This is a genomic window from Agreia sp. Leaf335 (assembly GCF_001423605.1).
Taxonomy (GTDB): domain Bacteria; phylum Actinomycetota; class Actinomycetes; order Actinomycetales; family Microbacteriaceae; genus Agreia.
Genome location: NZ_LMOQ01000001.1, coordinates 1,188,957 through 1,204,243, shown reverse-complemented (window position 1 = coordinate 1,204,243; position 15,287 = coordinate 1,188,957). Strand labels below are relative to the sequence as shown.

Sequence of the window (15,287 nt, the reverse complement as noted above, 5' to 3'; positions counted from 1 at the left end):
AGCCCGCACACTGACACGTCGGCGTCAGAATCCGAGTCGCCCGAGTTGCTTGGGGTCACGCTGCCAGTCTTTCGCCACTTTGACTCGCAGACTGAGAAACACCTGCTTGCCGATGAGGGGTTCGATCTGCTCGCGGGCGGTGGCGCCGACGGCGCCCAGCCGCGATCCGCCCTTGCCGATAATGATGGCCTTCTGGCTGTCGCGCTCGACGAACACATTCGCGTAGATCTCGACGAGCTCGCGGTCGTCGCGCTCGATGATGTCGTCGATGGTCACGGCCAGCGAGTGCGGCAGCTCGTCGTGCACGCCCTCGAGCGCGGCTTCGCGGATGAATTCGGAGATACGCGCCTCGAGCCCTTCGTCGGTCGTCTGCTCGGTCGGGTAGAGCTGAGGCGAGACGGGGAGGAGACGAATCAGCTCGGCTGAGAGGATATCGAGCTGGATGCTGCTCTGGGCCGACACCGGAACGACCGCGGCCCAGTCGCGCAGCTCGGACACGGCGAGGAGCTGCTCGGCGACGGCCGGACGCGATGCCGCATCGATCTTGGTGACGATGGCGACCTTCTTCGCCTTGGGGAAGCTCTCGAGCTGCTCGTTGATGAACCGATCGCCGGGGCCGAGTTTCTCGTTGGCAGGGATGCAGAACCCGATCACGTCGACGTCGCCGAGGGTGGTCTGCACGATCGCGTTCAGCCGCTCGCCCAGGAGGGTGCGCGGCCGGTGCATGCCCGGAGTGTCGACGAGGATCAGCTGACCGTCCTCGCGGTGCACGATCCCTCGAATCGCTCTCCTGGTCGTCTGCGGCTTCGAGGAGGTGATCGCGACCTTCTCCCCCACCAGGGCGTTGGTCAGTGTCGACTTGCCGACGTTGGGACGGCCCACGAACGAGACGAATCCCGCTCGGAAGTCGGATGTTTCTGCAGTGCCGGAGTCGGTCACTCGGATCCTCTCTCTGAGACGGCCGGCGTCGCCGACATGTCTCGTTGCACCAGAACGGTGCTGATTCTTTTGCGTCGACCCTCTGTACGTTCCGCCGTGAGCACGAGGCCCGACGTCGTGACGCGAGATCCGCTCGACGGCAGGCGACCGAGTTCCTTCGAGAGGAGCCCGCCCACGGAGTCGACGTCGTCGTCGTCGAGTTCGAGGTCGAAGAGCTCGCCGAGTTCGTCGACAGGAAGCCGTGCGCTGACTCTGTAGACGCCGTCCGACACGTTCTCCACCTCCACGATCTCTCGGTCGTATTCGTCGGAGATGTCTCCGACCAGCTCCTCGATCAGATCTTCGAGGGTGACGAGCCCGGCGATTCCACCGTACTCATCCACAACCATGGCGAGGTGATTGGAGTCGAGTTGCATCTGTCGTAGCGTGTCGTCAACTTTCTTCGACTCCGGGACGAACAGGGCGGGGCGTGCGAGTTCGCGAACGGTCTGCTTGTCGACGGCTGCGGGCTTCTCGTGGGTGAGGCGCGCGACATCGCGCAGGTACAGGATGCCGACGATCTCGTCGACGTCGTCTGCCACCACCGGCATGCGCGACACTCCGGTGCTGAGGAACAGCCCCATGCCCTGGCCGACCGTGGCGGTGTCGTCGACGGTCACCATGTCTGTGCGCGGGATCATGACCTCGCGCACGACGGTGTCGGAGAAGTCGATGATCGAGTGGATGAGCTCGCGGTCCTCTTCTTCGAGAACGTCGAGCTCCGTCGCCTCGTCGACCATGCTGAGGAGCTGCTGTTCCGAGGTGAAGGCCGCGGATCGAGGACGGCCCGGCGTGACCCGGTTGCCGAAGGTGACGAGCGCGCCCGCGATGGGACCGAGCACCACGCGGAGAGCGTGGACCAGGAAGGCCGTCAGACCGATCACGGCCTCCGGGTGCGCCCTGCCCACACTGCGCGGACTCGACCCCACCAGAACGAATGACACCGTCGTCATGATCAGAGCCGCGAACAGCAGAACGAGCCACGGGCCATCGATCCAGACCGTGAGAACGATAGTGACGAGAACCGCTGCGGTCGTCTCTGAGACGACGCGGGCGAAGTTCACCGCGTTCATGTGAGGACTCGGATCTGCGGCGATCGCGCGCAGGGATCTCTTCGCCCGGTACTTCTCCGCGAGCTCGGCGATGTCGGCCCTGGAGAGGACAACGAGAGCCGAGTCAGTGGCCGCGAACAGCCCGCCCAGTGCCACGAGCAGGAACGCGGCGACCAGGAAGAGTGCAGTGATCATGTACGGCGGCGACGCTCGGTGGCGGCGAAGCCGGTGAGGATGTCGCGCTGCAGACCGAACATCTCCTTCTCCTCGTCGGGTTCGGCGTGGTCGAATCCGAGGAGGTGGAGGACACCGTGAGCCGTCAGCAGCTGGAGCTCGTCGAGGATCGTGTGACCCGCGCCGGCGGCCTGCACCTCCGCGACCTGGGGGCACAGAACGATGTCGCCGAGCAGGCCCGGTGGGGTCGGCGCGTCCTCGGTGCCGGGGCGCAACTCGTCCATGGGAAAGCTCAGGACGTCGGTCGGCCCGGGCTCGTCCATCCACTGCACATGAAGCTGTTCCATGGCGGCCTCGTCTACCAGGACGATGGCGAGCTCCGCGTCGGGATGCACATGGAGCTGGTCGAGCGCGTAGGTCGCGAGCCGCAGAATGGCCGTTTCGTCGACCGGAATCGCGGACTCGTTGTTGATCTCGATGCTCATCGCGTCTTCTTGTACCTTTGGTCTCGCTCGGAGGCGCCGATCGTGTCGCCGGCCTTTTTGGCCATCTGAATCTGGTCGTACTTCGTGTAGGCGTCGACGATCTGACCCACGAGAGTGTGCCGGACGACGTCGGCGCTGGTCATGGTGGCGAAGTGGATGTCGTCGATGTCGCCAAGCACTCGGGTCACCAGCTGGAGTCCGCTCGTGCCCATGGGCAGGTCGACCTGTGTGATGTCGCCGGTGATCACCATGCGCGAGCCGAAGCCCAGACGGGTGAGGAACATCTTCATCTGCTCGGGCGTGGTGTTCTGCGCCTCGTCGAGCACGATGAACGAATCGTTGAGCGTGCGCCCGCGCATGTAGGCGAGCGGAGCGACCTCGATCGTTCCCGCGGCCAGGAGCTTCGGCACGACTTCGGGATCGAGCATCTCATTGAGTGCGTCGTAGAGGGGACGGAGGTACGGATCGATCTTGTCGGTGAGGCTTCCCGGAAGGTAACCGAGTCGCTCTCCCGCCTCGACGGCGGGGCGGGTGAGAATGATGCGATTGACCTCTTTGCGCTGCAGCGCCTGCACCGCCTTGGCCATCGCGAGGTACGTCTTGCCCGTGCCGGCCGGCCCGATTCCGAAGACGATGGTGTTCTCGTCGATCGCGTCGACGTAGGCCTTCTGCCCGGCTGTCTTCGGCCGGATGCTCTTGCCCCGGGTCGAGAGAATCGCTTGCCCGAGCAGATCGACCGGGCTCGCGCTCTTGTCGGCGTCGAGGATCGCAGCGCTCGAGGTGACTTCGGTGGAGGTCAAATCCTGTCCGTTCTTGATCATGAGAAGAAGTTCTTCGACGAGACGTCTCGCAGCGTCGACCTTGTCGGCATCGTCTCCGGTGAGAGTGACCTCGTTGCCCCTGACGTGCACGTCGACGCCCGGATACTGCTTCTCGATCGTCGAGAGGAGCCGGTCTTGCGGCCCGAGCAGGCGCACCATGGCGATGCCGTCGATGTGGATGCGCGCTTCACCCGACGCGGAATTCTCAGCCGGCGGCAAGGGAACCCTCTCCGAGGCCTCCGGCGAGGACGTGCGCGTGCACATGGAACACCGTCTGCCCGGCGGCCTCTCCGGTGTTGAACACCAGGCGGAACTCGCCGCCCGCGCGCTCGTCGGCGATGTGGGATGCGAGAGCGACGACCTCGGCGAGCAGTGCAGGGTCGCCGGCAGCAAGCTCGACGACGTTGCGGTACTTCTCGGTCTTGGGCACGACGAGAACGTGCACCGGTGCCTTCGGAGCGATGTCTTCGAACGCGATGACCGTATCGGTCTCGGCAATGATGGTCGCGGGGATCTCTCGCGCGACGATGCGGGAGAAGATGGAGGGTGCGTCGCCTGAGGTTGACATGTCTCCATCTTAAGAGCGTCATCGCCGACGCGGCAGGCGCCGCCGGGCGAGTTCGCTCTGGGCACAGCCCGGAGAAGGCGCCCGTCACCAGCGGGCGAGTCGCACGTTGAGCACGGAGAGCGCCGATGGACCAGCGGTCGACGTGCGCAGGATCTCATCGCCGAGCCGCACCCGGATCGCACCGCGGCTCTCGAACAGATCGAGTTCGTGCGGGGCGATGCCGCCCTCGGGGCCGACCACCAGAATCAGGATGCGCGCATCCGCGGGAAGCTCGACCTGAGAGAGGCGGGTCTCGGCCGTCGGGTCGAGCACGAGCACCGTCGCGTCTTCAGCGAGTCGAGCGAGCTGCTTGGTGTTCATGTGCTGCTCGACGGAGGGCACCCACGAGCGGATCGACTGCTTGGCGGCCTCGCGCACGATCGCGCCCCAGCGCTCCATACCCTTCGTGACCTTCGCACCCGTCCATTTCGACACCGACCGCTCGGCAGCCCACGGAATGACCCCGGATGCGCCGAGCTCGGTCGCCGCCTGCACGGCCAGTTCGTCGCGGTCTCCCTTGGCGAGCGCCTGAGCCAACCAGACTTCGGGAATCGGCGCCGAATCGAGGATCGACGACTCGACCCGGATCTCGAGCGCCGCCGGCTCCACCCTGCCGATCGGTCCGCGAACCACGAGCCCGGCGCCGTCACCGATCGAGATGACCTCGCCGACGCGAAGGCGGTTCACGGTCACCGCGTGACGAGCCTCGGGTCCGTCGAGCGCCACGACATCGCCGATGGCGTGCGGCACCGTTGCGAGGTCGGAGCGCAGAAACAGGGAGCTCATGGTCAGACGTTGAGGAAGCGGTCGCGTAGCTTGGCGAACAGTCCCTGCTGGAAGTGGCCGAGCGTCGGGGCAGGGTACTTGTGAGCTTTCGCCAGCTGCTTCACGAGCTCCTTCTGCTTGTGGTCGAGCTTCGTGGGCGTCGTGACCTGCACACCGATCTTGAGATCGCCTCGGCCCTGGCCGCGCAGGTGGGTGATGCCGCGACCCTTCACCGTGATGATCTCCGCGCTTTGCGTCCCGGGCTTGATCTCCACCTCGATGTCGCCGTCGAGAGCCGTGACCGACGAGATCGTGCCGAGTACGGCATCCCACATGAAGACCTCGAGCGTGCACAGGATGTCGTCGCCGCTGCGGCTGAAGACGTCGTGGTGCCGCACCTTCATCTCGAGGTACAGGTCTCCATTCGGGCCGCCGGCGGGGCCGACCTCGCCCTGGCCGATGAGCTGCAGCCGAAGACCCGTGTCAACTCCGGCGGGGATGTCGACCGGAATGGAGCGACGGGCACGCACGCGGCCCTGGCCCTGGCAGGTGACGCAGGGAGCGGGGATGACGGTGCCGTAGCCGCGGCAGGTGCCGCAGGGCGCGCTCGTCATGACGTTGCCGAGAAGAGACCGCACGGCCCGCTGGATCTGACCGCTTCCGCCGCAGATGTCACAGGTGACGGGGGATGTTCCGGGCTGGCAGCACGAGCCGTTGCAGGTCTCGCAGACCACGGCCGTGTCGACCTCGAGGTCACGGTGCGTTCCGAAGATGACTTCGCCGAGGTCAATCTCGACGCGCAGCAGGGCGTCCTGCCCGCGCTCTTCACGCGATTTCGGACCCCGTGAGCCGCCCTGCGCTCCGAAGAAGGTCTCGAAGATGTCGCCGAAGCCGCCGAAGCCACCCTGTCCGCCGGGATACCCCTGCTGAGGCCCTCGGTCGTAGTCGCGGCGCTGCCCTGGATCGCTCAGCACGTCGTAGGCGTGGGTCACGGCCTTGAACTTCTCTTCGGCGTCGGGTGCCGAGTTCACGTCGGGGTGCAGCTCGCGGGCCAGACGCCGATAGGCCTTCTTGATCTCTTCGGGGGTGGCGCTCTTGTCTACGCCGAGCACGTCGTAATGGTCAGCCACGCGGGCGTCTCCTTATAAGTCGGGATTCGCTGACCGTGAAGCGGCAGCGTTCTGTCAGATGGGGGCGGCGTCCGGACGACGCGCGGGGAAGAAGGGTCAACTCTCTCCGAGGGCGCGGGAGAGATAGCGGGCCACGGCACGCACGGCGGCGATGTTGCTCGAATAGTCCATGCGCGTCGGACCGAGCACGCCGAGGTGGGCGAGAGAACCGCCCTGTGCGCTGTAGCCGCTGGCCAGGATCGACGTCTCCCCCAGTCCGAACGGAGCGTTCTCGCGGCCGATGCTCACCGAGACTCCACGCTGATCAGCCTCGAGCTCGCTGAACAGTCGCAGAAGAACGACCTGTTCCTCGACCGCCTCGAGCACGGGCAGGATGCTGCCGTGGAAGTCGTTCTCTGTTCGCACGAGGTTGGATGCCCCGGCGATCACCAGCTTGTCGTGGCGCGTGGCCGCGACGTGATCGGCGATGGCGGCGACGATGACCCGCACCACCGGCATCCGGGATGCCGCGAACATGCCCGGCAGCTCACCGAGGCGGGCGGCCGCCTCGACGACGCCGACGCCGGTCAGGGCCGTGTTGAGCTTGGCGCGGAGCTCTCCGAGGAAGTCGACGTCGACCTCGCTGGGCACGTCGACGACGCGCTGGTCGACGTGCCCGGAGTCTGTGATCACGACGAGGAGGAGCTTCTGCGGCGCCAGGGCGACGACCTCGAGGTGGCGGAACCGCGCCTGCTGCAACGGCGGGTACTGCACCATCGCGACCTGTCGGGTCAGCTGGGTGAGAAGGCGCACCGTGCGTGCGAGAACGTCGTCGAGGTCGGCGGATTCGCCGAGGAACGTCTCGATCGCCTGGCGCTGAGCCGAGGTCAGGGGCTTGAGGTCGGCCAGGTGGTCGACGAACAGGCGGTAGCCCTTGTCGGTGGGGATGCGCCCGGACGACGTGTGCGGAGCGGTGATCAGCTCTTCTTCTTCGAGGAGCGCCATGTCGTTTCGGATGGTGGCTGCGGACACGCCGAACGAGTGCCGGTCGACGATCGACTTGGAGCCCACGGGCTCGCGGGAGGCCACATAGTCTTGAACGATGACGCGGAGCACTTCGAGGCTGCGGTCTGACACCATGTCGCGACACCTCCCTCTCGGCTGCACTCTTTCGTCTACGTAGTCTCGCGAACGATTGGCACTCGGAGATCCTGAGTGCCAATTATATCTCGCCGAGGGCGCCTGGGGATCATTGCCCGCCGGAGGAGTTCCGCAGTATCTTGTGCTGGAAGCCCTCATCCAGCGACGAAAGGCCGCGACTCATGTCCGATCCCAACGCAACTCCTGAGAACACCTCGGGTGTGGGCGGGCCGACGCCCCCTCCCTACACGCCTCCCGCAGGCCAGGTCCCACCCGACTTCGGAACCCCGGCCGGCGGCTCGGTCCCGCCGCAGTACGGCACTCCGACCGGTGGCCAGACGCCGCCTCCCGGATACACCCCTCCGCCCGCCGCTGCGCCCGGTGCGCCGCTCAGCCAGTCCGACGACAAGCTCTGGGCGTCGCTCGCGCACTTCGGTGGCGTCCTCAGCTTCATCCCGCCGCTGATCATCTGGTTGGTTTTCAAAGACCGCGGCCCTCTCACCAACCAGGAGGGTAAGGAATCGCTGAACTACCAGATCACGATCGCCATCGCGTGGGTCGCGTACTCGATCGTCGCTGTGATCCTCGGCTTCATTCCCATCCTCGGTTCGATCCTCGCGCTGATCCTCGTGCTGGCGATCTGGGCCGCCCAGATCGTCTTTCCGATCATCGGCGGGGTCAAGGTCAACGGCGGTGGCACCTACCGCTACCCGTTCGCGATCCGACTCATCAAGTAGCCCGCTGAGGGGAAGCGCCGGTCGTCACATCGAGTCGATCGGCGCTTCTTTGGTTTAATGGGTCGCATGACTGCAGCCCCGCCACCGTTCGAAGCCGCATACCAGCCCCAGCCCCCGATGGCACCGCAAGATCAGCGACTCTGGTCGACGCTGATCCACCTCGGCGGAATCCTCTTCGGATTCCTCCCCGCACTCGTCGGCTATCTCGTCCTGAAAGACCGAGGCGACTTCATTCGCCAGCACACCCGCGAAGAACTGAACTTTCAGATCTCGCTGGCGATCTACCTGACCGCCACCGTGCTCCTCGGCTTCATCACCTTCTTCATCGGAACGATCCTCGCGTTTCCGCTCGCGATCGCCGCGATCATCTTCATGATCATCGCGGCAGTCAAAGCGAATGCCGGCGAGTACTACCGCTACCCGCTGACCATCCGCTTCGTGAAGTGACTCCTGCCGGGCGCTAGCTCGTCAGGCGCCGCACGACGGCGTCGGCGAGCAGCCGCCCGCGCAGAGTGAGCACCACGGTGCCCTGGATGGCCGACCGCCCATCGACGAGACCATCGGCGATCAGCCCGGCTACCTCACGCCTCGGCTCCGCACCGAGCGAATCGATGCGCAAGCCCTCACGGATGCGGGTGAGCAGCAGGACCCGCTCCGTCTCGCGGGTCGGCGCATCCAGAGTCTCGCGGCCGGCGGCCGGCGAATGCCCGGCCGCGATGCGCTCGGCGTACGCGGCGGGATGCTTGACGTTCCACCACCGCGTGTCTCCGACGTAGCTGTGCGCGCCCGGTCCGACGCCCCACCAGTCGTGGCCCTGCCAGTAGGCGAGATTGTGCCGCGAGACGAACGCGTCGTTCGCAGCCCAGTTGCTGACCTCGTACCAGGAGTACCCGGCGGCGGCGAGCATCTCGTCTGCCAGCTCGTACATGTCGGCCTCGAGGTCGTCGTCGGGCTCCTCGACCTCGCCCGACTTGATCTGGCGCGCCAGCTTCGTGCCCTGCTCGACGATCAGCGCATAGGCCGAGAGATGATCGGGGCGGGAGGCCAGGGCGCTCTCGAGAGACGTGCGCCAGTTCTCCAGCGACTCCCCCGGTGTGCCGTAGATGAGGTCGAGACTCACCTGCAGCCCGGCCTCGCGCGCCCAGTCGACCACGAGCGGCACGCGCTCGGGGTCGTGGGTGCGGTCGAGCGTGCGCAGTACATGCGGCACGGCGGACTGCATGCCGAAGCTCACCCGGGTGAACCCGGCATCGGCGAGGGTCTTCAGATAGTCGGCGTCGACGCTGTCGGGGTTCGCCTCGGTCGTGACCTCGGCCCCCTGCTGCAGGCCCCACGCGTCACGCACGGCGGCGAGCATGCGCACGAGGTTTTCGGCGGGAAGCAGGGTCGGTGTTCCGCCCCCGAAGAAGACGGTCGACACCTCTCGGCGCGGCACGCCCGACTGCTCGAGCACTCGGCGGGCGAGGTCGACCTCGACCACCGCCTGAGACGCGTAGTCCGACTGCTTCGCACCCCGAAGCTCGGTGGCCGTGTACGTGTTGAAGTCGCAGTATCCGCAGCGAACGCGGCAGAACGGAACGTGAAGATACACGCCGAAGTTACGGGCGGCGGCGTCGCGGTCGGAATCGGGCGGCAGTAGACCGTCGAGGGGTGCGGGATCGCCGAGGGGAAGCGCCGACGCCATCAGCGCCGACCCGTCGCGCGGTGACTACTCACGCGGCGCGACCGGGAAGAAGAGCGCGCAGGTATCGCTTCGTCATGAGTCGCTGCTGTCGACGCAGCAGTGGCGAGACCATGCGATAGAGGGCCGTGCTGCCGCGCGAGAAGGAACGCACGGTGAACCAGACCGAGTCGTCGGGCTCGTGCGTGACGACGAAGCTCTCCTCGCCCTCCTCCGGATGCCCAGGCAGGGTTCCGTAGGCGAAGCCCGCCTCGTTCGGCTCGTCGATGACGATAACGACCCGCACGGGAGCCGTGACGACACGACCATAGGCCCGGATGCGCAGATCGGCCGTGACACCGGCCGAGATCTGCGGCGTTCCGTCTTCGGAGTAGGTGAGTTCGGGATTCACGTCGCGCGCGGCCAACGGCGTGCCGTCGGCGTCGTAGACGAGCCCCGCGTAGTCGGTGTCGCTCGGCGTGGGCAACTCGATGTTCGACACCTCGATGCCGCTATTCTTCTGCACGCCCCACGCCAGCAGCGTCGCTGCAGCGGCATCGAATCGCTCGCGCCCCGAACCGATGCGGATGCTGTCTTCTGCAGGTCGGTAGCCCTTCGGAGGGTAGAACATGAGGTCGGGCGCCTGCGAGGCCCCGACGGCCGCATAGGTCAGAGACTGGCCCGTGTGCGTGGATCGCTGCAGCATGGGCTACTTCTTTTCTTTCTTCGTCTCCGTGTCACCTGACAGAGCCGCGATGAACGCGCCCTGGGGCACCTCGACGCGCCCGACCATCTTCATGCGCTTCTTGCCCTCTTTCTGCTTCTCGAGGAGCTTGCGCTTGCGGCTGATATCGCCGCCGTAGCACTTGGCGAGAACGTCTTTGCGCATCGCGCGGATCGACTCGCGCGCGATGATGCGCGCACCGATGGCGGCCTGGATGGGCACCTCGAACTGCTGGCGCGGGATGAGCTTGCGCAGACGCTCGGTCATGAGTGCGCCGTAGGCCTGCGCCTTGTCGCGGTGCACGATGGCGCTGAACGCGTCGACCTGCTCGCCCTGCAGCAGGATGTCGACCTTCACGAGGTCGGCCTCCTGATCGCCGATGGGCTCGTAGTCGAGCGAGGCGTATCCGGCCGTCTTCGACTTGAGGCTGTCGAAGAAGTCGAAGACGATCTCGGCGAGCGGCATGTTGTAACGGATCTCGACGCGGTCTTCACCGAGGAACTCCATGCCGAGCAGGGTGCCGCGGCGGCTCTGGCAGAGCTCCATGATGACGCCGACGTAGTCCTTCGGCGCCAGGATCGCCGCCTTGACCACCGGCTCGTGGACGCTCGTGATCTTGCCCGAGGGGAACTCGCTCGGGTTGGTGACGGTGACGGTCTTCTTGTCTTCGGTGGTGACCTCGTAGATGACGCTCGGCGCGGTGGCGATGAGGTCGAGACCGAACTCGCGCTCGAGGCGTTCGTTGATGATCTCGAGGTGCAGCAGTCCGAGGAAGCCGCAGCGGAAACCGAAGCCGAGGGCGACCGAGGTCTCGGGCTCGTAGACGAGCGAGGCGTCGCTGAGCTTGAGCTTGTCGAGGGCGTCTCGGAGTGCGGGGTAGTCGGTGCCGTCGATCGGGTACAGCCCTGAGAACACCATGGGCAGCGGTTCCGTGTATCCCGGCAGAGCCTCGGTCGCCGGCTTCGAGTGGGTGGTGACCGTGTCGCCGACCTTGGACTGACGGACGTCTTTCACACCGGTGATTAGGTAGCCCACCTCGCCGACGCCGAGACCCTTGCTGGGGGTCGGCTCAGGCGACGAGACACCGATCTCGAGGATCTCGTGGGTGGCACGGGTCGACATCATCTGGATCTTCTCGCGCGGCGACAGCTGGCCGTCGATCATTCGCACGTACGTGACGACGCCGCGGTAGGAGTCGTAGACCGAGTCGAAGATCATGGCGCGAGCCGCGGCATCCGGATCACCCTGGGGCGCGGGGACGAGAGCCGTGAGGCGGTCGAGGAGCTCGGGAACGCCGACGCCCGTCTTGCCCGACACCCGCAGCACGTCTTCGGGCTTGCCGCCGATGAGGCTGGCCAGCTCCTGCGCGTACTTGTCGGGGTCCGCCGCCGGCAGATCGATCTTGTTCAGAACAGGGATGATCGTGAGGTCGTTGTCGAGGGCCAGGTAGAGGTTCGCCAGCGTCTGGGCCTCAATGCCCTGGGCGGCGTCGACGAGCAGGAGGGCGCCCTCGCAGGCCGCGAGAGAACGGGACACCTCGTAGGTGAAGTCGACGTGGCCGGGGGTGTCGATCATGTTGAGCGCGTAGGTCTGGTCGTCGAGCGACCAGGGCATACGCACGGCCTGGCTCTTGATCGTGATGCCGCGCTCGCGCTCGATGTCCATGCGGTCGAGGTACTGAGCCCTCATATCGCGATCGCTGACGACTCCGGTGATCTGCAGCATGCGGTCGGCCAGCGTGGACTTGCCGTGGTCGATGTGGGCGATGATGCAGAAATTGCGAATGAACGCGGGGTCGGTGGATGCCGGCTCCAGGGCCTTGTTAGCTAGCGGGCTCACGCGTTCCTCTTGTGTCGTACGGCGGGTAAGCGCCCATTCTCTCACGTTGTTCACGGCCGACGCTTTTCGTCACGTCGTACGGGCAGTCAACAGTTCGGCGCGGTTGAATATGGTCATGAGTATTTTTCTTACCGGTGCCACCGGCTTCATCGGGTCCGCAGTCCTCCGTCAGCTCCGACTGCAGGGGCGCGACGTGACCGCCCTCGTGCGCTCGCCCGAGAAGGCGGCCAAGATCGAGGCCCTCGGAGCCACCGCCGTGATCGGTGACGTCACCGACACCGAACTGATGACCGAACAGGCCATCGCGAGCGATGGCGTGATCCACCTCGCCTCCCCCGGTGACGAGTCCAGCCGCGACGTCGACGATGCCTTCGTCACGGCCGTCTTCGCCGGCCTCGAGGGAAGCGACAAGCGCTACGTGCACACGGGCGGAATCTGGGTCTGGGGAAGCAACTCCGACATCACGGAGGATTCGCCCCGCAACGCTCCGGCCATCGTGGCCTGGCGCGAGGAGATCGAGAAGCGCGTGCTCGGCGCGCAGGGCGTCTCGACCACACTGATCGCCCCGGCCGTCGTCTTCGGCCACGGCTCGGGCATTCCCGCTCTCTTCCTCGGAGATGGCAGTGACCCCGAGGCCGCCGTCCGACTCGTCGGCGATGGCTCGCAGCACTGGACCACGGTGCACGTCGACGACCTGGCCGAGCTGTACATCCTCGCCTTCGATCTCGGCGAATCCGGCTCGACCTACATCGGCGCCAGCGGCGAGAACCCGACCGTGCGCGAGATCGGTGACGCCGCCGCCGCCGGCCAGGGCTTGGACTCTCGTGTTGAGACCCAGACCGTCGACGAGACGCACGCTCGCCTGGGCGCCGCGTTCGCCGATGCGCTGCTGCTCGACCAGCAGGCCAGAGGAAGCGCCGCGCGCATCGACCTGGGCTGGGAGCCGAACGGCCCGAGCCTCGTCGACGAGCTGCGCACCGGATCGTACTCGGCGAAGAACTAGCCGTTCGTCGCGCGCCTTCTAGAGTTCGAGGCCGTAGGCGCGCGACGGCTCGATGCCCGGAGGGTTCTCGCGATCGGGCATGCGCGAGAACCCGCGCCGCTCGTAGAGTCCGTGCGCGGTCGTCATCTCGGTTCCGCTGTTCATGACGACTCGCTCGGCGCCGCGCGCTCGGGCGAGGTCGATGACGAAGTCGGTGAGGATGCTGCCCACCCGTCGCCCGCGCGACGCCGGGTCGACGGCGAGGAGCCGGAAGTCGAACTCGCCGGGCCGTGCGAGCGGCGTCAGCAGTTCGCCCGATCGAGGCGTGGTGACCGAGCCCAGGATGCGACCGGTCTCGTCGTCGACGGCGACCCAGACCTCGCCGATGGCCGCGTGCCGCGGCACATCGAGGATCTGCACGGCGTAGTCGTCGCCGATGGTGAAGTCGAGCCGATACGCCTCGAGCCGCTGGTGGGCGATCTCGTCGTACTCGTCGGGGCGGGCGAGCCGCACGGAGATGCCCTCCGACGCGGACGGCTGCGCATCCGTCTCGTGGCTCTGGGGATCGGGCAGACGACGGATGCCCTCGAGCAGGTCGTCGAGGCCGGCCGCGACGCAGATGCGGATCCAGCCCTCTCCCCCGCGCCCGAACGCGCTGCCCGGGGCCACGGCGACCCGTTTCTCGAGCAGGAACCGCTCGGCCCACCCCGCCACGTCGCCGTCGGTCGCGTATCCGACGTTCACCCACAGGTAGAAGGCGCCCGACGGCTGGAGATATTCGATGCCGCGCTGGCGCAGAACGGCGGTGGCGGCGTCGAGGTTCTGCCGGTAGTGCAGGCCCGCGGTTGTCACGTGCTGCTGATCGCCCTCGACGGCCACGAGGGCGGCCAGCTGTGCGGGCGTGTTGACGCAGCTGATCATCGCCTCCTGCGCCGTGCGCATGATCGTCGACAGCCCCGGAGGTGTGACGAGGTATCCGACTCGCGCGCCGGTGAGCGCGTAGGTCTTCGACAGCGAGAAGACGGAGAACACGCGATCATCCGCATCGAGGCTTGCGACCGAGACGTGCGGCGTCTCGTAGCTGAACGCCTCGTACACCTCGTCGCTCAGGATCCAGAGGTCGTTCTGCCGCGCGAACTCCACGAGCGCCCGGAGGGTCTCTTCGGGAAAGACCGAGCCGAGCGGATTCGACGGCGAATTGATGACGATCATGCGGGTGCGCGGGGTGACGAGACGCGTCAGCTCGTCGAAGTCGGGGAGGAACGCGTTGTCACGGCGCAGCGGATACGGCACGGAGACAGCCGAGATCATCGCGGCATTCATCGCGAAGGTCGAGTATCCCGGATCGGGGATGAGCACCTCGTCTCCCGGGCCGAGCGTGAGGCTCATCGCGACGTAGAGAGCCTGCATGCCCCCGCAGGTCACCCAGACCTGCTCCGTGTCGACGACGACGCCGTTCTCACGGGCAAGCTTGCGCACCAGCGCCTGACGAAGTGCGGGAAGGCCGCCGTTGGGACCGTAGTCGGTCTCGTCTGCGAGCCAGGCATCAGAGCCCGCACGGAGGATCTCGGGAGCGACCGCGACGTCGGGCTCGCCCACCGCGAGCATCACCACGTCGTCGAGCACCAGGGCCATCTCGAAGATGCGGCGGATTCCCGACGGGGGAACGGAATCGATGTGGGATGCGAGCTGTGGCATGAGAGCATTAACGCTACGCCTCGGTCGGGGTACGGTGAAACGCCGCAGTCCGCTGAGACAGCGAACCGTCGGACGCCTCGATATTGTCGAGAAGGCGCCCGTCTGGTAACGTTGCCTGTTGGCTTACGCTTCCGTCTTACTATGCGGAGCGAACTCGCGGTCGCCGGTCGATCGCATTGCATTCATCCGAACACATACAAGAGGTAATTTCGTGGCAAACATCAAGTCGCAGATCAAGCGCATCGGCACCAACAAGAAGGCCCAGGAGCGCAACAAGGCCGTCAAGAGTGGCCTGAAGACTGCTATCCGCGCCACCAAGACCGCTGTCGCCACGGGCGACAAAGACAAGGCCCTCGCCGCGCTGACCGCAGCGGGCAAGAAGCTCGACAAGGCCGCCTCGAAGGGCGTCATCCACAAGAACCAGGCCGCGAACCGCAAGTCGGCCCTCGCGAAGACCGTCGCCTCGCTCTAACGAGGTGCACGCACGAAAAAAGCCCCGCTGATGCGGGGCTTTTT

Annotated in this window: 16 protein-coding genes; 4 read left to right on the top strand and 12 right to left on the bottom strand. The window is 66.3% G+C overall.

Going from position 1 to position 15,287, the window contains the following annotated elements; genetic code table 11:
- Nucleotides 1–24: 24 nt before the first annotated feature.
- From era to hrcA, 8 genes are all read right to left on the bottom strand, one after another.
- Nucleotides 25–939, bottom strand: a complete 915-nt coding sequence (era, locus tag ASF79_RS05780; protein ID WP_055852780.1) for a GTPase Era — start codon at nucleotides 937–939, stop codon at nucleotides 25–27.
- Entirely contained in the window at nucleotides 936–2,225 is a 1,290-nt protein-coding gene (locus tag ASF79_RS05775) for a hemolysin family protein (RefSeq protein WP_055774331.1), read from the bottom strand. The genes era and ASF79_RS05775 overlap by 4 nt, the downstream gene beginning before the upstream one ends.
- Nucleotides 2,222–2,689 carry an rRNA maturation RNase YbeY gene (gene ybeY, locus ASF79_RS05770; protein WP_055774334.1) on the bottom strand — a complete coding sequence of 156 codons (468 nt, stop codon included), beginning with the start codon at nucleotides 2,687–2,689 and terminating at the stop codon, nucleotides 2,222–2,224. The genes ASF79_RS05775 and ybeY overlap by 4 nt, the downstream gene beginning before the upstream one ends.
- On the bottom strand, nucleotides 2,686–3,774 hold the full coding sequence (locus ASF79_RS05765) for a PhoH family protein (protein WP_082495697.1): 1,089 nt from the start codon (nucleotides 3,772–3,774) through the stop codon (nucleotides 2,686–2,688). Before ASF79_RS05765 ends, ybeY begins: the two co-directional genes overlap by 4 nt.
- Complete coding sequence (locus ASF79_RS05760) at nucleotides 3,716–4,078, bottom strand: histidine triad nucleotide-binding protein (protein ID WP_055852773.1); 363 nt, start codon at nucleotides 4,076–4,078, stop codon at nucleotides 3,716–3,718. The genes ASF79_RS05765 and ASF79_RS05760 overlap by 59 nt, the downstream gene beginning before the upstream one ends.
- A gap of 84 nt (nucleotides 4,079–4,162) precedes the next feature.
- Nucleotides 4,163–4,903, bottom strand: coding sequence for a 16S rRNA (uracil(1498)-N(3))-methyltransferase (locus ASF79_RS05755; protein ID WP_055852770.1), 741 nt, complete (start codon nucleotides 4,901–4,903; stop codon nucleotides 4,163–4,165).
- A 2-nt stretch (nucleotides 4,904–4,905) separates the two neighbouring features.
- On the bottom strand, nucleotides 4,906–6,012 hold the full coding sequence (dnaJ, locus tag ASF79_RS05750) for a molecular chaperone DnaJ (protein ID WP_055852766.1): 1,107 nt from the start codon (nucleotides 6,010–6,012) through the stop codon (nucleotides 4,906–4,908).
- A 96-nt stretch (nucleotides 6,013–6,108) separates the two neighbouring features.
- Nucleotides 6,109–7,131, bottom strand: coding sequence for a heat-inducible transcriptional repressor HrcA (gene hrcA / locus ASF79_RS05745; RefSeq protein WP_055852762.1), 1,023 nt, complete (start codon nucleotides 7,129–7,131; stop codon nucleotides 6,109–6,111).
- 182 nt (nucleotides 7,132–7,313) lie between these two features.
- Here hrcA and ASF79_RS05740 point away from each other — a divergent pair, with 182 nt between their 5' ends.
- Both ASF79_RS05740 and ASF79_RS05735 read left to right on the top strand, forming a co-directional pair.
- Nucleotides 7,314–7,868, top strand: coding sequence for a DUF4870 domain-containing protein (locus tag ASF79_RS05740; protein WP_055852759.1), 555 nt, complete (start codon nucleotides 7,314–7,316; stop codon nucleotides 7,866–7,868).
- A 66-nt stretch (nucleotides 7,869–7,934) separates the two neighbouring features.
- Nucleotides 7,935–8,315, top strand: coding sequence for a DUF4870 domain-containing protein (locus ASF79_RS05735; RefSeq protein ID WP_055774353.1), 381 nt, complete (start codon nucleotides 7,935–7,937; stop codon nucleotides 8,313–8,315).
- A gap of 13 nt (nucleotides 8,316–8,328) precedes the next feature.
- Here ASF79_RS05735 and hemW read toward each other — a convergent pair whose 3' ends face one another.
- Genes hemW through lepA form a run of 3 tightly spaced genes read right to left on the bottom strand, consistent with a single transcriptional unit; the run spans nucleotide 8,329 to nucleotide 12,091 of the window.
- Entirely contained in the window at nucleotides 8,329–9,552 is a 1,224-nt protein-coding gene (hemW, locus tag ASF79_RS05730) for a radical SAM family heme chaperone HemW (RefSeq protein WP_055852755.1), read from the bottom strand.
- A 28-nt stretch (nucleotides 9,553–9,580) separates the two neighbouring features.
- Entirely contained in the window at nucleotides 9,581–10,234 is a 654-nt protein-coding gene (locus tag ASF79_RS05725) for a DUF1990 family protein (protein WP_235480427.1), read from the bottom strand.
- Between the two features lie 3 nt (nucleotides 10,235–10,237).
- A complete protein-coding gene (lepA, locus tag ASF79_RS05720) occupies nucleotides 10,238–12,091 on the bottom strand; it encodes a translation elongation factor 4 (RefSeq protein WP_055774359.1) in 1,854 nt (617 codons plus the stop codon).
- 115 nt (nucleotides 12,092–12,206) lie between these two features.
- On the opposite strand from lepA, the gene ASF79_RS05715 reads away from it, so the two are divergent.
- On the top strand, nucleotides 12,207–13,094 hold the full coding sequence (locus ASF79_RS05715; RefSeq protein ID WP_055853194.1) for an NAD-dependent epimerase/dehydratase family protein: 888 nt from the start codon (nucleotides 12,207–12,209) through the stop codon (nucleotides 13,092–13,094).
- 18 nt (nucleotides 13,095–13,112) lie between these two features.
- On the opposite strand, the gene ASF79_RS05710 is transcribed toward ASF79_RS05715, so the two are convergent.
- Entirely contained in the window at nucleotides 13,113–14,771 is a 1,659-nt protein-coding gene (locus ASF79_RS05710) for an aminotransferase class I/II-fold pyridoxal phosphate-dependent enzyme (RefSeq protein ID WP_082495696.1), read from the bottom strand.
- Between the two features lie 211 nt (nucleotides 14,772–14,982).
- Between ASF79_RS05710 and rpsT the strand changes: the two genes are divergently transcribed.
- Nucleotides 14,983–15,243, top strand: a complete 261-nt coding sequence (gene rpsT, locus ASF79_RS05705; protein ID WP_055774365.1) for a 30S ribosomal protein S20 — start codon at nucleotides 14,983–14,985, stop codon at nucleotides 15,241–15,243.
- The last annotated feature ends 44 nt before the right edge of the window (nucleotides 15,244–15,287 follow it).